Annotated in this window: 2 protein-coding genes (1 of these 2 cut by a window edge); both read right to left on the bottom strand. The window is 72.5% G+C overall.

Translation table 11 applies throughout. The features are described 5' to 3' along the window. The gene (locus ACFXIV_RS10850) at positions 1–18,873 is read right to left on the bottom strand and encodes a non-ribosomal peptide synthase/polyketide synthase (RefSeq protein WP_379399463.1); all 18,873 of its coding nucleotides are present in this window, start codon (positions 18,871–18,873) and stop codon (positions 1–3) included. Beyond that, positions 18,873–24,296 carry the final stretch of a non-ribosomal peptide synthase/polyketide synthase gene (locus tag ACFXIV_RS10855; RefSeq protein ID WP_379399464.1) on the bottom strand. Its footprint extends 12,582 nt past the window's final position, so 5,424 of the gene's 18,006 nt are visible here — the last part of the coding sequence; its start codon lies off the right edge, out of view; its stop codon occupies positions 18,873–18,875. Before ACFXIV_RS10855 ends, ACFXIV_RS10850 begins: the two co-directional genes overlap by 1 nt.

Consider the following 24,296-nt stretch of genomic DNA (forward strand, 5'->3'; position numbering starts at 1 on the left):
CTAAGTCCGGGGAGTGCGGGCGTTCAGCACGCGGGCGATGTGGGTGAGCGCGTCGGGTGAGGTCATCCGCCAGTGAGTAGCCGGGACGGCGTGGTTCTCCAGCACGCCGTCGATGGCGTCGGTCCAGCTGGAGATGCCCCAGCTGCCGCTCGGATCGTCCAGGGCGGCATGGAAATACACCAGGTCGCCCTTGAAGCGGCGGGGCCGGTAGGCGCCGATGAGCGGGAAGGCCGCGAGCGCGCCGTCCACGATCCGGGCGATCCGGTCCGCGCCGACCTCCGCTTCGGCGTCGACCAGTCCCGGCACCTCGCCGAGCAGTTCCGCCACCGGGACGGCGGATTCGGGATCGATGTCGCTCTCGAGCGAGCTGTCCAGCATGGCCAGGACCGCGACCTCCTGCCCCTCGTCCTGGAGCTGCACCGCCATGGCGTGGGCGAGCACACCGCCGAGCGACCAGCCGAGCAGGTGGTACGGCCCTTCGGGCTGCACGGCGCGGATCTCGCGCACGTAGCGCGCCGCCCACTCCTCGATCGAATCCGGCAGCGGCACATCGGCGGCGAGAGTCGGCGACTGCAGACCGTAGATCGGGCGGTCCTCCGCCAGGTAGGGCGCCAGACCGGCGAACGACCAGGAGATGCCGCCGACCGGGTGCACGCAGAACAGCGGTGCGCCCGTACCGGACGGCCGCAGCGGCAGCAGGACGGCGAACGCGGCCTCGGTGTCGACACCGCCCGGAGCGCTCAGCGGCCCCGCGATCTCGGCGGGCGTCGGCGCGGCGAAGACCAGCACGACGGGAACCTGCCGGCCCAGCGCCTCACCGAGCCGCGTGGCCAGCCGGACCGCGAGCAGGGAATTGCCGCCCAGTTCGAAGAAGTTGTCGTCCAGGCCGACCCGGTCCACGCCCACGACCTCCGCGAACACCGCACACACGGCGGCCTCGACTTCGGTTGCGGGAGCGCGGTATTCGCGCGGGGCGAAGTCCGGCGCCGGCAGGGCGGCGCGATCGACCTTGCCATTGGCGTTGCGCGGCACGGCGTCCAGGCACACGAGCGCCTCGGGCACCATGTAGCTGGGCAGCAGTCCGGCCAGCCGCGAGCGCAGCTGCGCGGGGTCGGCGCCGGCGTCGAGGCTGAAGTATCCGACCAGCCGCGCCGAGTCGCCCGTGCCGTCGACCACGACGACCGCGTCGGTCACGCCGGGCTGGGCACGCAGGGCGTGCTCGATCTCGGCGAGCTCGATGCGGTAACCGCGCACCTTCACCTGGAAGTCGCGGCGCTCCACGAATTCCAGCACGCCGGCATCGGCGGACCGCACCCAGCGCACCAGGTCGCCGGTGCGGTAGAGGCGCGAACCGGCCGGGCCGAACGGATCGGCCACGAACCGCTCCGCCGTCAGCTCCGGGCGGTCGTGGTAACCGCGGGCCAGCTGTGCGCCGCCCAGGTACAGCTCGCCGGGGACGCCGACCGGCACCGGTCGCAGCCGGTCGTCGAGCACGTACACCCGGTTGCCCGCCTCCGGGGTGCCGATCGGCACCACGGCCTGGCGCAGGTCGGTGTCGGTGCGGAATCGGGTGACCGACACCGCCGCCTCGGTCGGGCCGTACAGGTTGTCGATGCGCGCGGCGGTCGCGGACCTGGCGCGCCGGAGCGTCTCGGCGGGCAGCGCCTCGCCGATGACCAGCAGGCGGCGCAGTGACGCCGGCAGACCGTCCGCGCCGGCGACATCGGCCAGCATGGCCAGCAGCGAGGGCACCAGGGTCAGGGTGGTGACGGACTCCCGGCGGATCTGATCGAGCAGTCCCTCCGGGTCGTGCTGTGCGCCTTCGGGAGCCAGCACGATCCGTGATCCGGTGCGCAGCGCCCACCAGAGTTCCCACACCGACAGGTCGAAGGCCGCGGAGGTCATCCACAGCACCGAATCGCCCTCGGCGAGACCGTATTCCGACTGCATCCAGTCCAGCTGGTGCGCGACCGCCGCGTGCGGCACGGCCACGCCCTTGGGCTTGCCGGTCGAACCCGACGTGAAGATCACGTAGGCGGGATCGGCGGGCGAGGACGGCGCGCGGCGCTCCTCGTCGCGAATCGCGGTGCCCGGCAGGGTCCGATCGTCGGCGATCGCGACGTCCAGCACGGTCGTGGCGTCCGGCAGGTCGTCCGGCAGCGTCATGGTCCGGGTGGAGCTGGTGAGCACCACGGCCGGCGCGGCCGTCCCGAGGACCATCGCGGTGCGCTCGATCGGGTGCGCGGGATCCAGCGGGACATAGGCCCCGCCCGCCCGCACCACGGCGTACATGGCGATCAGCAGTTCGATGCTGCGCGGAAGCGCCAGCGCCACCAGCGTTTCCGGGCCGACGCCCGCGCCGATGAGCACCCGGGCCAGCCGGTCGACCCGCTCGGCGAAGTCGCGGTAGCTCAGTGCCCGCCCGTCCTCGACGACCGCGAGGGCGAATGGCGTGCGTCGCACCTGAGCGTCGAACTCGTCGAGCAGCCCGCGCGCGGGGAAGCCGCTCTCGGCAGCGTTCCAGGACCGCAGCAGGCGTTCACTTTCCCTCTCGCCGAGGATGTCCACGTCGCCGATCGGACCGTGCGGGTCGGCGATCACGCCCGCCAGCAGCCGCTCCAGGCGTTCGGCGAATCCGGCGACGGTGACCTCGTCGAACAGTGCGGTCGCGTAGGTCATGGTCGCGGTCATCCCGGCCGGGGCGCCGTCGGCGTCGTAGCGGTCCATGACCACCAGGTGCAGGTCGAACTGCGAGACGTCGGTATCGAATTCGATGGCGCCGACCCGCAGCCCGTCCAGATCGAAGGCCGCCCGGTCCTGGTTGTGGAAGGAGAAACCGACCTGCACCAGCGGGTGACGCGCGGTCGAACGCTCCGGGTTGAGCACCTCGACCAGCCGCTCGAAGGGCACGTCCACGTGGTCGAAGGCCGCGACGTCGCGGCCCCGGACCCGCCGCAGCAGGTCGGTGAAGCCTGCGGCCGGGGCGACCTCGGTGCGCAGCACCAGGGTATTGACGAACATGCCGACCAGATCGTCCAGCGCCGCGTCACCGCGCCCGGCGACCGGGGTGCCCACCGCGATATCGGTCGAGCCGGTCAGCCGGGACAGCAGGGCCGCGAAGGCCGCGTGCACGGTCATGAACAGGGTCGCACCGCTGGATCGGCCCAATTCGGCGAGGGCCGTGTGGGTTTCGGCGTCGATGGTGAAATCGACGCGGCGGCCGTCGGTGTCCAGCACCACCGGCCGGGGGCGGTCGGCGGGGAGGGTGAGCAGCGGGGGCAGTCCGGCCAGCGTCTCGGTCCAGAAGCCCAGCTGCCGGGAGACCAGCGAGGCGGGATCGTCCTCGGAGCCGAGCAGTTCGCGTTGCCAGACCGCGTAATCCGCGTACTGGATCGGCAGCGGCGTCCAGGCCGGAGCAACGCCCGACTTGCGCGCCGCGTAGGCCGTCATGACATCGCGGGCCAGCGGCACCAGCGAGCTGCCGTCACCCGCGATGTGGTGCATGACGACCACGAAGACGTGGTCCTCCGGGGCCAGCTGGAACAGCGCCGCCCGCAGCGGCACGGTCGCGGTGACGTCGAAGCCCTGGCCGATCACCTCGAGGACGGCCGCCATGACCGTTTCCTCGGTCACCGGAATCGTCTCCAGCGCAGGCAGATCCGTGGCCGCGGTGGCGGGCAGCACCACCTGCACCGGACCCGACTCGGTTTCCGGGTAGACGGTGCGCAGCACCTCGTGCCGGACCACCACGTCGGTGATCGCGGTGGTCAGCGCCGCCACGTCCAGCGGTCCGGTCAGGCGGATGGGAAGCGGGATGTTGTAGGCGGTGGAGTCCGGATCCAGGCGGTTCAGGAACCACATGCGCTGCTGTGCAAGAGAAACCGGGACCGGGCCGGTCACCGTCCGGGGCAGCAGCGGCGGGCGGGCGGGGGCGTCCGAGTCGATCGCGAGCACCGCGGCGGCCAGCGCCTCCACGGTCGAGTGCTCGAACACCGCCCGCACCGGCACCGGCACGCCGAACGCGGCGCTCAGGCGCGCGGCCAGCTGCGTCGCGGTGAGCGAATTTCCGCCGAGCGCGAAGAAGTCGTCGGCGAGGCCGACCCGCTCCGCTTCCACGGTGCCGAGCACCGCGGCGACCACCCCGGCGACCGTGCGCTCGGCGTCGGTGCGCGGGGCCCGGAATTCGACAGTGCGGAAGACCGGCTCCGGCAGGGCCTTTCGATCCAGCTTGCCGACCGGGGTGAGCGGGACGGCGTCGAGCACCATGATCGATGCGGGCACCATGTACGCGGCCAGCGAGCGGCCCGCGTGGGCGGCCAGCTCGTCCAGGTCGATGGCGTGTCCGGGCGCGGCCACCACGTACGACACCAGCGCGACCGCGCCGGCGGCGTCGGTGTGGCCGAGGGTGACGGCGAATTCGACCGTCTCGTGGGCGGTCAGTGCCGCGTCGATCTCGCCGAGCTCGATGCGCAGGCCGCGCACCTTCACCTGATGGTCGGCGCGGCCGACGTATTCGAGCCCGCGGCGGCCGTCTGCCCGGGCCGTCCAGCGCACCAGGTCACCGGTGCGATAGAGCCGCTCGCCCGGCACGCCGTACGGGTCGGCCATGAAGCGCTCGGCCGAGAGGCCCGGCCGCGCATGGTATCCGCGCGCCACGCCCGGGCCGTTCACGTACAGCTCACCGGTGACGCCGACCGGCACCGGCCGCAGCCGGGCGTCGAGCACGACCGCGGTCATGCCGGCGGTCATGGCGCCCAGCTCGACCGGCTCGCCGGGCAGCAGGGGCGCGCTGATATTGCAGGTGATGGTGGTCTCGGTCGGACCGTAGCCGTTGTGCGCGGCCCGCCGTCCGGTACTCCAGCGGGCCACGGTGTCGGGGCCGAAACCCTCACCGCCGATGGATAGTTCGCGCAGTTCCGGCAGCTGTTCCGGGTCCAGGGTCTGCAGTACCGAGGGCGTGATGAAGGCGTGGGTGACACCCTCGGCGGCCATCAGGCCGGTGAGTTCCGCGCCGCCGTACACCTCGGCCGGGGCGATCACCAGGCGCGCGCCGACCGGCGTGGCCATGAGGATCTCCAGCGGGTAGGCGTCGAAGCTCGGCGAGGACACCTGCAGCACCCGGGCGTCGGCGCCCAGGCGGTAGCGCTCGCGCTGGGTGACCGCGATGCCCGCGACGCCGCCGTGCGAGACGACGACGCCCTTGGGCAGGCCGGTGGAACCGGAGGTGTAGATCATCCACGCCGGGTTGGCGATCCGCACCGGACGGCGCAGCTCGCTCGCCGCGATCGGCTGCGCGTCGAGACCGGCCGTGGCCGCGACGAATTCGGGTGCGTCGAGCACCAGCCAGGTGGCCGCGCCGGGCAGCCGGTCGCGGCTGCCGGTGACGGTCAGGCCGAAGGTGGCGCCGGAGTCGGTCAGCATGTGCTCGATGCGGTCGGCCGGGTAGTTCGGGTCGACCGGGACGAAGGCCGCTCCCGTCTTGGCGATGGCCCACACTGCCAGCAGGGTCAGGTCCGAACGCGGAACCGCCAGGGCGACATAGTCTTCCGCGCCGATGCCGCGGCCGATGAGCACCCGGGCCAGCCGGGAGGACTCGGCATCGAGCTCGCGGTAGGTGAGCTCCCGGTCCCGGTAGCGCAGCGCGATATCGTCCGGGTGGGCCGCGGCGGCCTCGGCGAAGTAGGAGCCGAGAGTGCGCGGCGGAACCGGTAGCACGGCACCGCGATCCAGCAGTCCCGCGCGTTCCGACGGAGACATCAGGTCGATCTCGCCGACCGGGACGGTGGCGTCGACGGCGATCGCACCGAGCACGCGGCCCAGGCGACGCAGCAGACCGGCCGCAGTGGCCTCGTCGAAAAGGTCGGTGGCGTAGTTCAATTCGACGGCCAGGTGGCCGTCGACATCGGGTTCGTCGGAGACGGTGAACTGCAGATCGAACCGGGCCACCCGGTGTTCGAAGTCGACCGGCTCCAGCACCAGGCCGGGCACCGCGTAGGTCTGCGCACCCAGGTTCATGTAGCTCAGGACCACGGTGAACAGTGGGTTGCGGGCCTGCGTGCGGGGCACGCCGAGGGCCTCGACCACCTGGTCGAACGGCACCGTCGCATGGTCGAAGGCGGCCAGATCGACCTCGCGGGTCTGCGCCAGCAGCGCGTCGAAGCCGAGGCCCGGTTCCGGGCGGGTGCGCAGCGCCAGGGTGTTGACGAACATGCCGACCAGGTCGTCGAGGGCGGCATTGCCGCGGCCCTCGAGCGGGGTGCCGATGGTGATGTCGGCCGATCCCGACATCCGGGCCAGCAGTACCGCGAGCGCGGCGTGCCACACCATGAACGGAGTGACGTTGTGCGCCTCCGCGATTCGCTTGATCGCGGCGGCCAGGCCACCGTCCAGCCGCGCCTGCACCCGGGCGCCGCGCCCGGAGGCCACGGCCGGCCGGGGCCGGTCGGTCGGCAGCGGCAGCTCCTCGGGCAGATCCGCCAGCGCCTCGGTCCAGTACGCCAGCTCGCGGGAGCCGAACTGCTCCAGGACAGCCCGCTGCCAGAGCGCGTAATCGGCGTACTGCACCGGCAGTTCCGTCCACACCGGCGCCTGGCCCGCGGCGCGGGACAGGTAGGCGGTGATGGTGTCGCGCAGCAGCGGGTCCTCCGACTGGCCGTCGCCGGCGATGTGGTGCAGCACCACCACCAGCACGTGGCTGTGCTCGGATTCGCGAATGAGCGCGGCGCGCACCGGCACCGTGGTGGTGACGTCGAAGCCGCGCGCCACGAAGCTCTCGATCCAGGTGAGGTCGGCCGCGTCGGCGCCGGTCCGCATCTCCAGGGTCGGGAGCGCGCTGTCGGCGGGCAGGACCAGCTGGTAGCCGACCCCGTCCGCGTCGGCCGGGTAGATGGTGCGCAGCGTCTCGTGGCGGCCGATCACGTCGGCGAAGGCGGCGCTCAGCACGCCGGTGTCGATCTCGCCGGTGACGCGGACGGCCGCGGGCACGTTGTAGGCCGCGGATTCCGGGTCCAGGCGGTTGAGCAGCCACATCCGGGTCTGGGCCAGCGACAGCGGGATTCGCTCCGGTCGCGGCATGCGCCGCAGCGGCAGGCGCTGCCCACCGCCGCGAATCCGGGCCGCCAGCTCGGCGACGGTCGGCGCCTCGAACAGCTGACGCACGCTCAGCTCCGCGCCCAGGGCGGCATTGGCACGCGCCACCAGGCGCATGGCCAGCAGGGAGTTGCCGCCGCGCGCGAAGAAGTCGTCGTCGGCGCCGATGGTGACGCCGCCGAGCAGATCCCCGATCAGGGCGGCCAGCGTGGCCTCGGTGCCCGGCGCGGGCGCGCGGTAGGCGACGGTAGCGGCGGTGAATTCGACCGGGGGCAGGGCATTCCGGTCCAGCTTGCCGACGCTGGTGAGCGGCATCTCCGCCAGCACCGCCAGGTGGGCGGGCAGCATGTAGGCGGGCAGCTGGGTGCGGGCGTGCTCGAGCACGGTCTCGGCGTCGACTCCGGCGCCGGACACGTAGCCGACCAGGCAGTCGGTCCCGGCGGTGTCGCGGGCCAGCAGCACCACCGCGTGCGCGACGCCGGGCGCGGACAGCAGGGCCGCCTCGATCTCGCCCAGTTCGATGCGCTGGCCGCGCAGCTTCACCTGGAAGTCGTTGCGGCCCACGTACACCAGGTCGCCGGTGCGGTTCCAGCGCACCAGATCGCCGGTGCGGTACATGCGCGCGCCGGGCACCCCGAACGGGTCGGCCACGAACCGGTCGGCGGTGAGCCCGCCCCGGCCCTGGTAGCCGCGGGCCAGCTGCGCACCGGCCAGGTAGAGCTCACCGATGACACCGGTGGGCACCGGGCGCAGCCGGGCGTCGAGTACGTAGACGCGGGTGTTCCAGTTCGGGCGGCCGATGGCGACCTCGAAATCCGGGTCGGCGTCGGAGAATTCGTGGTAGATGGTCGAGATCGCGGCCTCGGTCGGGCCGTAGGCATTGTGCACCGAGCCGCTCACCAGCTCGCGCAGCCGGCCGAGCAGTTCGACGGGCAGCGCCTCGCCACCGGTGTGCAGGTGGCGGAACGAGCGCAGCGCGTCGCCGTGGCCCTCGGCGACCAGGGCCGCCAGCACCGACGGCACGTGTTCGGCGATGGTGACGCCGAATTCGCGCATGAGCCCGGCCAGGTAGTCGAGGTCCTGGTGGCCGCCGGGACGCGGAATCACCAGGGGCGCACCGACCATGGCGGGCAGGAAGCACTCCCACACCGAGACGTCGAAGGCCAGCGGGGCGCGCTGCATGATGCGGTCGGCGCGGGTGACGCCGTAGCGGTCCTCGAGCCAGCGCAGCTGGTTCATGATGGCGCGGTGGCTGGTCGCCACGCCCTTGGGCAGGCCGGTGGAGCCGGAGGTGTAGAGGACATAGGCGAGGTTGTCCGGCCGCAGTACGCCCCGCCGGTCGGCATCGGTGATCGGCTGGTCCGAAAGACCGTCCAGGGCACCGGATTCCGTCAGCTCGGCAACGTCGAGCACGCGCACGCCGTCGAGTGCGGGCAGCTCCGCGCCGCCGACGGTGAGCACCAGGGTGGCGGCGGAGGTACCGAGGACGTGCGCGATGCGGTCGGCCGGATGCGACGGATCGACCGGCACGTAGGCGGCGCCGGCGGCCACGACAGCGTACAGCGCCACCACCATGTCGATCGAGCGCTGCGCGGTGACGCCGACGATGGCGTCCGGGCCGACACCCGCCGAGATCAGCAGGCGGCTCAGGCGATTCACCCGCCGCGCCAGGTCGGCGTAGGCGACCCGGTCGCCCTCGAAGACGAGCGCGTCCGCGCCGGGGTCCTGCGCGGCGCGGGCGTCGAGCAGCTCGGCCAGGGTCTCGGCGGGCAGCACCCGGGTGGTGGCATTGCGGTCCACCAGCAGCACACCGCGTTCGGCGCGCGCCATGATCTCCACGTCCCCGGCGGTGGTGCGCGAGTCGGCGAGCAGGGCGCGCAGCACGCGTTCGTAGGTGTCCTGGAACGCGCCGATGGTCGCGGCGTCGAAAAGGTCGGTGGCGTAGGTGATGTAGACCTCGATGCCGGCGGGCGCGCCCTCGGCGTCGGTGGTCTCGGCCATGGTCCAGTCCAGGTCGAACTGGGCGGCGGTGGCGTCGACGGTGAGCGCCTCGATGGCCAGGCGGTTGAGCCGGATGCTGGGCCGGGTGTGGTTCTGCAGGGTCAGCGTGACCTGGCACAGCGGCGAATGCGCCTGGGAGCGCACCGGATTCACCGCGTCGACCAGCATTTCGAAGGGCACCACGGCGTGTTCGAAGGCGGTCAGGTCGGTGTCGCGGACCTGGGTGAGCAGCTCGGACAGCGACGCGTCCGGGCGCACCTCGGTGCGCAGCACCAGGGTGTTGACGAACATGCCGACCAGGTCGTCGAGGGCCTCGTCACCGCGTCCGGCCACCGGGGTGCCGATGACGATGTCCCCGGTGCCGGAGAGCCGGGCCAGCGTGACCGCCAGCGCGGTGTGCAGCACCATGAACGGGGTCACCCGGCGGTTGGCTGCGAAATCCAGGACGGCCTTGTGCAATTCGGCGTCGAAGCGGCCACCGAAGCCCGCGCCGCGGCCGCTGGCGACCGCCGGGCGGGGGCGGTCGGTGGGCAGGGCCAGCACGTCGGGCACCCCGTGCAGGCGCCGGGTCCAGTGCGCCAGCTGGTGCGCCAGCACCGAGTCGGCGTCGTCGGGGCTGCCCAGGGCGGCGCGCTGCCACAGCGCGAAATCGGCGTACTGCACCGGCAGCGGGGCGAGGTTGGGGATCTCCCCCGCGCAGCGGGCCACGTAGGCGCTGGCGATGTCGCGGGTGAGTGGGCCGAAGGACCAGCCGTCGGCGGCGATGTGGTGTACCACCATGACCAGCAGGTAGGCGCCGGGTTCGTCGGTGAGCTCGAGCAGGCGGATGCGGAAGGGCACCTCGGCGGTCACGTCGAAGGCGGTGCGCGCCACCGCTTCCACCAGCCCGGGCAGCTCGGCGGCCGAGACCGGCTCGGGCATCAGATCGATCAGGCGGGTGCCGGCGGGCAGGACGAGCTGACTGGCCTCGCCGTCGTGCTCGGGGTAGATGGTGCGCAGGGTCTCGTGCCGGTCCACCACATCGGCCACCGCGGCCTGCAGGGCCTCGAGGTTCAGGGAGCCGGTGAGCCGTAGCGCGAACGGAATGGTGTAGCCGTCGCGGATGTCGAAGCGGTTGAGGAACCACATGCGCTGCTGTGCGATGGACAGCGGGATGCGGTCGCCGCGCTGCTGCACCGAGACCGGCGGCAGCTCGACCACGGTTTCGGCGTCGGCCGCGGAGATCCGGGCCGCCAGCCCGGCGACCGTGGCGTCCTCGAAGACCGCGCGCAGCGGAATCCGCACGCCCGCGGCCTTGCCCAGGCGCGCCACCAGCTGGGTGGCGATGAGCGAGTTGCCGCCCAGCGCGAAGAAGTCGTCGTCGGCGCCGGCCCGCTCGACCCCGAGCAGGGCGGCGAAGACCTCCGCGACGATCCGCTCCTCGGGCCCGGTGGGGGCGCGGAAGGCGGAGCCGGCGGCCGCCGGCGCGGGCAGGGCGGCGCGGTCGAGCTTGCCGGAGGCATTGAGCGGGAGGGCGTCCAGCGTCACATAGACAGCGGGCACCATGTAGGCCGGAAGGCGCTGCGCGAGCGCTGATTTCAACTCGAAGGGCGAGATCTCCGCGCCCGGGGCGGGCACCAGGTAGGCGACCAGCTGTGGCTCGGCGCCGGCGCGGCCGGAACCGCGCACCACGACCGCCGCCTGGGCGATCGACGCCGATTCGGCCAGGGCGGATTCGATCTCGCCGAGCTCGATGCGCAGGCCGCGCAGCTTCACCTGGAAATCGGTGCGGCCCAGGTATTCCAGTTCGCCGTTGCCGAGCCACTTCACCAGGTCACCGGTGCGATACATGCGCTCGGAGACACCGAAGGGGTTGGCCACGAAGCGATCCGAGGTGAGGTCCGGGCGTGCCACGTAGCCGATGGCGAGCTGATCGCCCGCGAGGTAGAGCTCACCGGCGATACCCGCGGGCACCGGCCGCAGCCGCGAATCCAGCACGTACACCTGGGTGTTGAACACCGGGCGGCCGATCGGCACCGAGTCCACGTCGGCAGCGGTGACCTGGTGATAAGTCACGTCGACGGCGGCCTCGGTCGGACCGTAGAGGTTGTGCAGCTCGGCGCCGGTCAGCTCACGTAGTCGATGCGCGGACTTCGGCGGGAGAGCCTCGCCCGATGCGAACACCTGGCGCAGGCTGGTGCAGCGCGCGGCCGCCTCCTCCGCGACGAAAACCGCGAGCATGGACGGCACGAAGTGGGTGACCGTGACGCCTTCGCGGGCAATGAGTTCCGCGAGCTGAGCCGGGTCGCGGTGCGCCTCCGGCCGCGCCACCGCCAGCGTGGCGCCGATCAGCAACGGCCAGAAGAACTCCCACACCGACACGTCGAAGGTGACCGGAGTCTTCTGCAGCACCACGTCGGCGGCGGTCAGGCCGTACTCGGCCTGCATCCAGACCAGACGATTGACGATGGCCGAATGCGGCACCGCCACGCCCTTCGGGCGGCCGGTCGAACCGGAGGTGAAGATGACGTAGGCATTGTTCGAAGCCCGCAGCGGCGCAGCGCGATCCGCGTCGGTGATCGGCTCGTCGGAGAACCCGGTCAGGTCCAGCAGATCGATCCGCACCTGCGCGACATCCATCGCCAGGTCCTCGCCCGAGGTCAGCACGGTGACCGGATCGGCGGTGTCGAGAATGTATTCGATGCGCTCGGCCGGGTGGTCCGGGTCCAACGGCACGTACGCGGCGCCGGCGGCGGCCACCGCGTACATGCCGACCAGCAGGTCGACGGAGCGTCGCATGCCCAGGGCCACGAAGGAATCCGGGCCGACGCCCTCGCCGATCAGCCAGCGCGCCAGCTGCCGTACGCGCACGGCGAACTCGCTGTACGTCAGGCTCGCACCCTCGAAGGTGAGAGCGGTCGCGTCGGGAGTCCGGGCCACCTGGGTCTCGAACAGCGACACCAGCGTCGCGGCGTCGCCCGCGGGCAGGTCGAGCGCGGCGGCGGTGTCGTTCCACTCGTGCAGGATCCGGGTCCGCTCGGCGGCGTCGAGCAGGTCGATGTCCCCGACCCGCACTGTCGCGTCGGCGGCCACGGAGGCCAGCACCCGGCTCAGCCGCTCGGCGAGCGCGGCGGCGGTGCCGGCGTCGAACAGCTCGGTCGCGTAGCGCAGATTGCCGCTCAGGCCGGCCTGGTCGCCCAGCTCGCCGACCACCAGGTGCAGGTCGAATTTGACCGTGGGGTCGTCGATCTCGATCGGGGCTACGGTCAGGCCGGGCAGGGCGAAGTCCTGCGCGCCCTCCATGCGGGCCGCGTCGGTGAAGGTCAGCATCACCTGGGCCAGTGGCGGCGCCCCGGTGGTGCGGTCCACCGCCAGGGCGTCGACGATGCGCTCGAAGGGCAGTTCGGCGTGGGCGAAGGCGGCCAGGTCGGCGGTGCGCACCCGGCCCAGCAGGTCGGTGAAGGACAGGTCGGGCTCGACCTGGGTGCGCAGCACCAGGGTGTTGACGAACATGCCGATGAGGGCGTCGAGTTCGCGTTCGCCGCGGCCGCCGATCGGCGAGGCCACGGCCACGTCGGCGGTGCCGCTGCTGCGCGCCAGCAGGGCCGCGAAGGCGGCGTGCACGACCATGAACATGGTCACGCCGTGGGCCCGGGCCAGCTCGCGCAGGCCGGCGGCGACGGTCTCGTCCACCGAGAACGGCACGGACGCACCGGTATCGGCGGGCGTCGCGGGCCGGGGGCGGTCGGTCGGCAGCGCCAGCTGCGGGGGCAGGCCCGCCAGGGTCGCGCGCCAGAACTCGAGCTGCTGGTGCGCCACCGAGCCCGGTTCCCGGTCGTCGCCGAGCAATTCGTGCTGCCAGATGCTGTAGTCCGCGTACTGCACCGCCAGCGGCTCCCAGCCGGGTTCGGCGCCGGCGAGGCGGGCGGTGTAGGCGCGCATGAGATCGGTGATCAGCGGCGCCAGCGAGAGGGCGTCGGCGGCGATGTGGTGCACGACGACGGCCAGGACGTATTCCGGGGACCGGTCCTCGGTCTCCTCGTCGAGTACGAAAAGCCCGATGCGCGAAGGCAGTTCGCCGGTCACATCGAATCCGGCCGAGGCGAAGGCGGTGAGCGCGCCAGTGATCTCCGCGGCGGCGACCGGCACCGGGCTCAGGCTCAGTCCGATGTCCGCCACATCCAGAATGTGCTGGTAGGGGCCGGATTCCGAGTCCGGGTAGGTGGTGCGGAGGGACTCGTGGCGGGCCAGCACGTCCAGCGTGGCCTGTTCCAGCGCCGCGATGTTCAGCGCACCGCGCAGGCGCAGGACGATCGGCAGGTTGTAGACGCTGTGCTCGCCGTCCTCGCTCTCGATCCGGTTGAGGAACCACAGGCGCTGCTGGGCGGGCGAGAGCGGAATGCGGTCGGGGCGCGGGCGCGCGGCCAGCACCGGCCGGGCGGCGTCGGGGTTGGCGGCGACCAGCGCGGCCGCCAGGCCCTCGACGGTGGAGGCCTCGAAGAGCAGGCGCACCGGCACCCGGACGCCGAGCTCGGCGCCGATGCGGGAGGTCACCCGGGCGGCGTCGAGCGAGCTGCCGCCGAGGGCGAAGAAGTCGTCGTCCAGGCCGACCCGCTCGGCGGTCAGCACCTCGGCGAACACGGCCGCCACCAGACGCTGGGCGGCGTCGACGGGGGCGCGGAAGCTCTTGGCGCGCAACTCCGGAACGGGCAGCGCCTTGCGGTCCAGCTTGCCGCTGGAGTTGAGCGGCAGTTCGGGCAGCGCCATCAGGGCGGTCGGCACCATGTACGGCGGCAGCACCCGGGTCAGCCCGTCCCGCAGGGTCTCGGGATCCAGGTCGATGCCGGGGGCCGCGACCACGTAGCCCGCCAGGTAGTCGCCGGAGTCGGCGGTGATGAGCCGCACCGCGGCCTGCGCCACCGCGGGCGCCAGCAGCAGGGCGCTCTCGATCTCGGCCAGTTCGATGCGCTGGCCGCGGAACTTGATCTGGAAGTCGAGACGCTCGAGGTAGACCAGCTCGCCGTCCTCGGTCCACTTCACCAGATCGCCGGTGCGGTACATGCGCTCGCCCGGCCGGCCGAAGGGGTTGGCCACGAAGCGATCCGAGGTCAGGTCGACCCGGCCGTGGTAGCCGCGGGCCAGCTGCACACCGGCCAGATAGAGTTCGCCCGGCACCCCGATGGCCACCGGGTGCAGGCGCGAATCCAGCACGAATACCTGGGAATTCCACTCCGGTTCACCGATCGGCACGGTGAGGGTGTCGGAGCTGTGCGCCTCGCGGAAGGTGATGGACACCGCGGCCTCGGTGGGGCCGTAGAGGTTGTGCACCCCGGCGTCGCTGACGGCCCAGAAGGCGGTGACGGTCTCCGGCGGCAGCGCCTCGCCGATGACGAAGACCTCACGCAGCGAATCGAGTTCGCCCGCCTCGGCGTGCGCGGCGAACACCGCGAGCATGGAGGGCACGAAGTCGGTGAGCGTGACCCCGTGGCGGGCAATGGTTTCGGCGATGTAGCGGGGATCGCGGTGGCCGTCGGGGGTGGCGACCACCAGGGTCGCGCCCGCGCGCAGCGGCAGGAAGTAGCCCCACAGCGAGACGTCGAAGGTGGTGGCGGTCTTCTGCAGGTACACGTCCTGGCCGCGGACGCCGTACTCGGCCTGCATCCAGGCCAGCTGGTTGGCGATGGCGCGGTGGGTGACCGCGACGCCCTTGGGCTTGCCGGTGGAGCCGGAGGTGAACAGGACGTAGGCCGGGTGGTCCGGGTGCAGGACGGCGCGCCGCTCACGGTCGCCGATCTTGGCCGCGGAGTACTCCGCCAGCTCCAGCTCGTCGAGGTGATGCAGTGGCACGTCGACGGTTTCGGGCAGGGTGAAGCCGTCGCGGCGGGTGGTGAGCACGGCGTGCGGGCCGGCGGTGGTGAGGATGTGGCCGATGCGTTCGGCCGGGTGGGACGGGTCCACCGGCACGTACGCGCCGCCGGCGCGCAGCACGGCGTACATGGCGACCACCAGCTCCACCGAGCGGGCCATGGCCAGCACAACCAGCGATTCGGGCCCGACCCCGGCGGCGATGAGGTAGCGCGCCAGCCGGTTCGCGCGCTCGGAGAACTCCGCGTAGGTGAGTTCGATGTCGCCGAAGACCAGGGCGCGGGCGTGCGGGGAGCGGGCCGCCTGCGCGTCGAAACCCTGGTGCAGGAACTGATCCGGGACGCGGGAGCCGGTGGCGTTCCAGCTGGAGGTGACGTAGTCGCGCTCGCCGGCGTCGAGCAGTTCGATATCGCCCACCGGCACCGCGGCGTCGGCGGTGGCGGCGCTCAGCAGGCGGGTGAACTTGGCGGCGAACTCGCGCACCGTGTGATCGTCGAAAAGGTCGGTGGCGTAGGTGTACTGGACCCGGTAGCGGTCGCCGTCGGAGACGACGGTCAGCTGCAGGTCGAACTTGGCGATGCCCGGATCGAAGTCCAGCTCCTCGGCGGTCAGTCCCGGCAGCGCGGCGGTGAGGTCGCCGAGGTTCTGCATGAACAGCGCGACCTGGAACAGCGGGTGGCGGTTGCGGGCGCGCGCCGGATTGAGCACCTCCACCAGGCGCTCGAAGGGCACGTCGCGATGGGCGAAGGCGCGCAGATCCCGGTCGCGCACATGGGCGATCAGGTCGGCGAAGGAGTCCGCGCCGCGCACCTCGGCGCGCAGCACCAGGGTGTTGACGAACATGCCGACCAGGTCGTCGAGGGCCTGGTCGCCGCGTCCGGCGACCGGGGTGCCGATGGCGATGTCGCCGGTGCCCGAGAGCCGGGCCAGCACCGCGGCCAGCGCGGCGTGCAGCACCATGAACGGGGTGGCGCGGTGGTCGGCGGCCACCCGGTCGACCGCGGCGCGCAGGTCGGCATCCAGCACGGTCTCGAACGAGGTGCCGCGGAAGGTGGACACGGCCGGACGCGGGCGGTCCGCGGGCAGGTCGAGCTGGGCGGGCAGATCCGCGAGTTCGCCTGCCCAGAAGGCGATCTGGCGGGACGCCACCGAGTCCGGATCGGATTCGTCGCCCATCCAGGCCCGCTGCCACAGCGCGTAGTCGGCGTACTGCACGGCCAGCGGCTCGTAGGACGGCCGCTGACCCGCCTGCCGCGCCACGTACGCCAGCACCAGGTCGCGCACCAGCGGTCCGATGGAGGCGCCATCGGCGGCGATGTGGTGGGCCACCACCACCAGCGTGTGGTCGCCGGGACCCGACCGCAGCAGCCGGGCGCGCAGCGGCACCTCGGCGGTGACGTCGAATCCCTGTGCGGCCAGCGCCAATACGGTCGCGGCCAGCTGGTCCTCGGGCACCTCGCGCGGGGTCAGGTCCACCGCGGCGGCGGGCAGCACCACCTGGGCGGGGCCCTGGTCGGCGGCCGGGTAGTAGGTGCGCAGCGACTCGTGGCGTTCGATGACGTCGGCGAAGGCGGCGGCCAGCGCCGCGGTGTCGAGCTCGCCGCGCAGGCGCAGCGCGAACGGCATGTTGTCCACCGCCGACGGATCGAAATCATCGGCGGCCGGGTCGTATTCGCTGCGCGCGAAGTGGTTCAGGAACCACATGCGCTGCTGGGCGGGCGAGAGCGGAATGTGGTCCGGGCGCGGCCCGGCGGTCAGCGGCGGCCGGGCCCCCGGGCCCGCGCCGTCGCCCAGCGCCGCCAGCGCGGACACGGTCGGGCGCTCGAAGAAGGCGCGCACGTCCACGGTGACGCCGAGCGACTCCCGGATCCGGGCGATGGCGCGGGTGGCGATCAGGGAGTTGCCGCCCAGGGTGAAGAAGTCGTCGTCCGCGCCGACCACCGTGAGGTCCAGCAGATCGGCGAAGATGGCCGCGACCGCCTCCTCGGCGGGGGTGGCCGGGGCGCGATAGGCGGTGGCGGTGTCGGCGAAGACCGGGTCGGGCAGGGCGCGCCGGTCCAGCTTGCCGTTCACGTTCATCGGCATCTCGGGCAGAACCACCAGCAGCGACGGCACCATGTACTCGGGCACGTGCGCCCGTGCGGTGGAAAGCACCGCGGCACTGTCGATTTCGCCCCCGTCGGCCGCGACGACATAACCGACCAGTGCCTGCTCGCCGTTCGGGCGGGTGTGCATGAGCACGGCCGCCTGCGCGACCGCGGCGGCGCGGCGCAGCGCGGACTCCACCTCGCCGAGCTCGATGCGCAGGCCGCGCATCTTCACCTGGAAGTCGCTGCGGCCCACGTATTCCAGCTCGTCCGGGCCGCCGTCCACACCGGAGACCCAGCGCACCAGATCACCGGTGCGGTACATGCGATCGCCGGACGGGCCCTCGGGGTTGGGCACGAACCGTTCGGCGGTCAGACCCGAGCGGCCCACATAGCCACGGGCCAGCTGGGTGCCGGCGATGTACAACTCGCCGACCACGCCGACCGGCACCGGGCGCAGATCCGTGTCGAGGACCAGCAGTTCGACATCGTCGCCGGGGCTGCCGATCGGAATGGTGTCGACATCGGCCGCGGTGACCTCGTGGGCGGTGGCCACCACGGTGGACTCGGTGGGACCGTACACGTCGAACAGGGTCGCGCCGCTGACGCTGCGGAAGTCAGCGGCGGTTCCGACGGGGACGGTCTCGCCACCGGTGAGCAGATAGCGCAGGGAATCGGGCAGGTCCTCGCCGCTGCGCATGACCTCGCCCACCAGCGCGGCCAGCATCGACGGCACGAAAAAGGCCGTGGTGACCCGTGATTCGCGAATGACGCGCACCAGGTAGGCAGGGTCCAGGTGACCGTCCGGGGTGGTGATGACCAGTCGCGCCCCGGTCTGCAGGGGCCAGAAGATCTCCCACACCGACGCGTCGAAGGTGGTGCTGGTCTTGAACAGCACCGCGTCGTCCTCGGTGATCCGGAACTGCCGCTGCTGCCACCGCAGGAAGGCGACGACCGCGCGGTGCGGGATGGCCACGCCCTTGGGGCGGCCGGTGGAGCCCGAGGTGAAGATGACGTAGGCCAGGTTGTCCGGGCCCGGCTGGGGCAGCTCGGGATCGTCGGCCGGGGACAGCAGCCGATCACCGTCGATGCCGTATTCCCGTGCGTTGCGCTCGAATTCGTCGATGCGCAGCACCGGGGCCTCGACGGCGAAGGCGGGCTGGTCGGCGGTGGTGGTGAGCACCACCGCGGGCTGCGCCACCTCGAGCACGTAGGAGATGCGCTCGGCCGGGTGATCCGGATCGAGGGGCACGTACGCGCCACCGGCTTCGAGGATGGCGAACATGCCGACCATCAGCTCGAAGGAGCGGCGCACCGACAGGCCCACCAGGACATCGGGGCCGACGCCCAGGCCGCGCAGATGCCGCGCGAGAACCGTGACGCGGGTGGCGAATTCGGCGTAGGTGAGCGTCGCGCCCTCGAATTCCATCGCCACCGCGTCGGGGGTGCGCTGCACCTGGGCGCGGAACTGCGTGCTCAGGGTCTCGACCGGGGCCAGCTTGGGGTCGAGGACGTCGGAGGCGGCCAGCACGGCGTCGTCGACCAGCGCCTCCAACGCCGCGGTGAGGCCGCCGGCCTCGCCGCTCATCAGTCCGGGGAGCTGCCCGGACACCACCACCTGCATGAGCGCCTCGGGCTCCAGCGCGCCGCCCATGGCCTCGCTGAGCATGGCGATCTCGGTGGCCAGGGCGCCGTAGGCGACAGTGTCGCCGGCGTCCCGCAGGGCTATGCGGTCGGCGTCCAGCTCGGCCACGACAGCGATCAGACATGGTAGGTCGCCCACGCCGTAGGCTCGGCGCAAGGCCGTGGCCCGTCCGTTCCGGCTGGTGGCGATCGACTCTGCGTAGTGCATCAGAGGCTTCCTTCCGACATGCTCTCCGAGCGAAGAACCAGGGCCTGCGCGTCCGCGGTGAGCGTGCTCAGGGCCTGATGGAGTCCGGCCGCGCCGAGAGCGGCCAGAATGCCGGGTACCAATCCGGCGAGTGCCACGTTCACCAGCGCCTCCGGCTTCGCGGCGGCGCCCATGGCGCGGGCGGTGACGGCGATCTTCTCGGCAAGATCCCGATAGGTGACGGTGTGCTCGCCGTGGGTGAGGGCGACCACCTCGGGGGCGGCCGCCGCCGCGGCGGCGAGCAGGGCGGGCAGGTCGGCCGGCTGCTGCGGCGCTGCCGCCGCATTCGTGTGCGACACCGCCGCAGTGACCTTGACCGGGGTGCCACCGGGGCGGCGGGTGCGTTCCGCCTCGGTGCGAATGTCGATGTCGCGCACCGGCGCTTCCGGATCGGCCACCACGGTGTCCAGCACCAGCAGCAGCCGCTGCGCCAGCAGGCGCACGCTGTCCGCACCGAAAATGTCGGTGGCGTACCCGAATCGCATGTCCAGGCCCACCACCCGGCCGGCCTCGTCGTGCCGCTCGATGCCGGTGAGCTGGAGGTCGAACTTGGCCTCGGTGAGCTCGGGGTCGAGCGCCTCGACGGTGAGTCCGGGCAGTGCCGCCGACACCGGCGACATGTTCTGGAAGGCGAAGGCCACCTGGAACAGCGGGCTCACCGACGCCGAACGGGCCCGGCCGGTGGCGGCCAGCACGGCCTCCACCACGCGCTCGAACGGCACGTCGGCCTGGGCGAACGCCGCCAGGTCGCGGTCGCGCACCTGCCGCAGCAGATCGGTGAAGGCGAGCTTGCCGTCCACCTCGGCGCGCAGCACCACGGTATTGACGAACATGCCGATCAGGTCGTCCAGCGCCCGCTCGCCGCGACCGGCGAGCGGGACGCCGATCGAGATGTCGCGCTGGCCGGACAGTTTGGCCAGCAGCACCGCGAAGGCGGCGTGCACGACCCCGAACAGGGTGGCCCCGTGCGCCCGGGCCAGGGCCGAGAGCCGCTCGACGGTCTCCGCGTCGACCGCGAAATCGACCGTCTCGCCGAGCATCTCGCGCCGCGCCGGCCGGGGGCGGTCGGTGGGCAGCGCCAGCTGCTCGGGCGCGGAGGACAGCTCGTCCACCCAGAAGCGCAGCTGCCGCGACAGCAGGCTGTCCGGATCGGCGTCCGAACCGAGCACGCGGCGCTGCCAGGCGGCGAAGTCGCCGTACTGGATCTCCAGCGGCGCCCAGGCGGGCGCGTCCCCGGCCAGGCGGGAGGTGTAGGCCAGCACCAGATCCCGGGTCATGGGCAGTACCGAGTAGCCGTCGGCGCTGATGTGGTGCAGCACCACCAGCAGGACATGGTCGGCCGGGCCGAGTTCGAACAGCGTCACCCGTACCGGCGGCGCGACGGTGACATCGAAACCGGCCGTGGCCGTCTCGACCAGGCGGGCCTGAATCTCGTTCTCGGACACCTGGACCGGGGTGAGCTCGCCCTGGAGTTCGCCCAGCTCCAGCACCACCTGCACGGGCTCGCCGTCCACCTCGGGATAGCGGGTGCGCAGAATCTCGTGGCGCTCCAGCACATCCCGCAGGGCCGCGGTGAGCGCGGCCTTGTCGAGCGCGCCGAAGCGCGGGTCTACGGAGCGTAGCCGGACGGCGGCGGGCACGTTGTAGGCGCCCGACTCCGGGTGCAGGCGGTTGAGCACCCACATGCGCTGCTGGGCCAGCGACAGCGGGGCCGGGCCCGAGTCGGTACGGCGGGTCAGCGCGGGCAGCAGCTCGGCCGGATCGGCGGTGGCGATCCAGCCCGCCAGCCCGGCCACGGTCGGGGCCTCGAACAGGGCCGAGACCGGCACCCGCACACCGAGATCCGAGCCGAGCCGGGCGGCCAGGCGGGTCGCCATGAGCGAATTGCCGCCCAGTGCGAAGAAGTCCGCATCCAGGCCGATCGGGGTGGCCTCGGCCGCGCCGATGACCTCCGCGAAGCCCGCGGCGACGGCCTGCTCGAGCGCGGTCACCGGCTCGCGGTAGGCCGCCACGGCGAAGACCGGTTCGGGCAGCCGCGCCCGGTCGACCTTGCCGTTGGCGTTCAGCGGCAGGGCGTCCAGCACGACCAGCGCGGCCGGGACCATGTACGTCGGCAGCTCCGCGGCGAGCGCGGCGCGCAGGGCGGCCGACACTTCGTCGCGGCGTTCCCCGGAGGTGCCGGGGACCGCGGCGTAGGCGACCAGCCGGGCGCCCGCGTCGGCGGTGCTGCGAGCGACGGCGACCGCGGCGCTCACGCCGGGCTGCCGGTACAGCGCGGTCTCCACCTCACCGAGCTCGATGCGGAAACCACCGATCTTGACCTGGAAGTCGACGCGATCGATGTACTCGAGCGCGCCGTCCGCGCGCCAGCGGACGATATCGCCGGTGCGGTACATGCGGCCGCCGGCGAAGGGGTCCGCCACGAAGCGGTCGGCGGTCAGGGCCGGGCGGCCGTGGTAGCCGCGCGCCAGCTGCGCGCCGGACAGGTACAGCTCGCCGGGCACGCCGATCGGGACCGGGGACAGGCGGGCGTCGAGCACGTAGACCCGGCTGTTCCAGGCGGGCGAGCCGATCGGCACCGCCTGCCGGTGCCGCTCGCGCACCTCGTAGGAGGTGATGGAGACCGCCGCCTCGGTGGGGCCATAGAGGTTGAACAGCCGTGCGCCCTCGGCATTCTCGCTGTCGGGGTGCTGGTCGAGGAACTCCGCGGCCGTCGCGGCCGGCAGCGCCTCGCCGATGGCCAGCACCGCACGCACCGAGGCAGGGAGCGGACCGCCCGCCAGCAGCATGCCGAGCAGCGAGGGCACCGGGTGCAGGATCGTGACGGCGTGCGTCTCGATCAGGGCGCGCAGGCGGTCGGGATCGCGTTCGTCGCCCGCGGCGGACACCACCAGGCTGCCGCCGGTGGTCAGCGCGGACCAGAACTCCCACACCGACAGGTCGAAGGTGGCGGGGGTCTTCAGCAGCGCGCGGTCGCCCGCGTCCAGCTCGAAGGTGGCGCGCAGCCAGCGCAACTGGTTGACGATGGCCGCGTGCGGCACCGTCACGCCCTTGGGCAGGCCGGTCGAACCCGAGGTGAAGATGACGTAGGCCGGGTGCTGCGGGCGCAGCGAGCGCACCCGCTCACCGTCGGTGATCGGCGCCGCGGACAGGCCGGACAGCTCCAGCCGGTCCACCTCAAGCACCGGGACCGCGGCCTCGAAGGGCACGCCGTCGGCCGACGTGCTGAGAACCACTGCCGGAGCGGCGGTTTCGACAATGTAGGCGATGCGGTCGGCCGGGTGGTCCGGGTCGATCGGCACATAGGCACCGCCCGCCTTGACCACCGCGTACATGGCGACCACCAGGTCGATGCCACGGCGCATGGCGAGCACCACGCCGGTCTCGGGGCCGACGCCCGCGGCGATGAGCCGCCGGGCCAGGCGGTTGACCCGGGCATCGAATTCCGCATAGCTGAGCGATGTTCCGGCGTCCAGCAGGGCGACCGCGGCGGGGTTCGTCGCCACCCGGGCGTCGACCAGATCGGCCAGGGTGGCCGGCGCGAGCTGGTGCGCGGTGGCGTTCCAGTCGTGCAGGATGCGCTGGCGCATACCCGCACCCAGCAGGTCGATATCGCCGATGACGGTGTCCGGCTGCGCCGCAACGGTTTCCAGCAGCCGCGCCAGCGCGGCGGTGAACCGCTGCGCGGTGCCCTCCGTGAACAGGTCGTGCGCATAGCCGAGGGTCAGCTCCAGCCCGGCGGGCGCGCCGGTCTCGGTGTAGTGGTCCACCGCGAACAGGTGCAGATCGAATTGCGCCACGTGGGTGTCGAATTCGACCTCCGACACGGTCAGGCCGGGCAGCTGCAGCTCGGCGCGCTCGTGGTTCTGGAAGGACAGGCCCACCTGGACCAGCGGGTGCCGGGCGGTGGAGCGGGCCGGGTTGAGCACCTCCACCAGGCGTTCGAAGGGCACGTCGGCATTGCCGAAGGCGGCGATGTCGCCCGAGCGCACGCGGGCCAGCAGGTCGGTGAACGGTTCGCCGCCGTCGGTGCGGGTGCGCAGCACCAGCGTGTTGACGAACATGCCGATCACGTCGTCGAGGGCGGCGTCGCCGCGGCCGGCGATCGGGGTGCCGACCGCGATGTCGCTGGTGCCCGAGAGCCGCGACAGCAGGGCCGCGAAGGCGGCGTGCACCACCATGAACAGGGTCGCGCCGCGACGGCGGCCCAGCTCGGTCAGACCGGCGTGCAGGTCGGCGTCGAGCGGGAGCCGGATGTAGCTGCCGCGCAGGCTCTGCCGCGCGGGGCGCGGATGGTCGGCCGGCAGGTCCAGCTGATCGGGCAGACCCGCCAGGGTCTCGCGCCAGAAGGCGAGCTGGCCCGCGGCCACCGAGGCGGGATCGTCCTCGGCGCCGAGCAGGGCGCGCTGCCACAGCGCGTAGTCGGCGTACTGCACGGCCAGCGGGGTCCACGACGGCCGGGAGCCGGCCAGGTGGGCGTCGTAGGCGACCATCAGGTCGCGCACGAACGGGACCACCGAAGAGCCGTCGGCCGAGATGTGGTGCAGCACACCGGCGAGCACGTGATCGCCGGTGGGCGCGCCGTCGGCGTCGACCACCCGCAGCAGCAGCACACGCACCGGCACGTCGACGGTCACGTCGAAGGTGGTGGTGGCGAATTCGGTGACCCGGGCCACCAGCTCGGCCTCGGTCACGTCGACCGGCTTCAGCTCCGAAACCACCTGCGCGGCAGGCAGGATCACCTGCGCGGGCCCGTCCGCGGTCTCCGGGTAGACGGTGCGCAGGGTCTCGTGGCGTTCCACCACGGCGGCGAAGGCGGCCTCGAGCGCGGGGGCGTCCAGCTCACCGGCGAGGCGCAGGGCGAGCGGGATGTTGTAGGCCGTGGACGCGCGATCGAAGCGGTTGAGGAACCACATGCGCTGCTGGGCGGGCGAGAGCGGCAGGTGCTCGGGCCGGGCGCCGGCGACCAGCACCGGACGCTTCGGCCCGCCGGCCTCGGCCTGCACGCGGGCGGCCAGGGCGGTCACGGTGGGCGCCTCGAACAGGGCGCGCACGCCGACCGTGGTGTCGAACAGGGCGCCGATGCGGGCGACCGCCTTGGCCGCGAGCAGCGAGGAGCCGCCCAGGGCGAAGAAGTCGTCGTCCGCGCCCACCCGCTCGATGCCCAGCAGGTCGGCGTAGACGTTGGCGATGAGCTCTTCGGCGACGGTGGCCGGCTGCCGGTACTCGGTGCCCTCGAAGACCGGGGCGGGCAGCGCCGCGCGGTCGAGTTTGCCGTTGACGGTCAACGGGATCCGGTCCACGATCACCACCGCGGCGGGCACCATGTGCTCGGGCAGCTCCCGGGCGACGAAGGCACGCAGGTCGGTGGTGGACGGCGCGGT

It is taken from the genome of Nocardia sp. NPDC059236 (assembly GCF_042754085.1).
Taxonomy (GTDB): Bacteria; Actinomycetota; Actinomycetes; order Mycobacteriales; family Mycobacteriaceae; genus Nocardia.

What these genes read in the sequence shown, in the direction of transcription:
- ACFXIV_RS10850 (WP_379399463.1), bottom strand. Translation starts at nt 18,873, where the DNA reads ATGCACTACGCAGAGTCGATCGCCACCAGCCGGAACGGACGGGCCACG.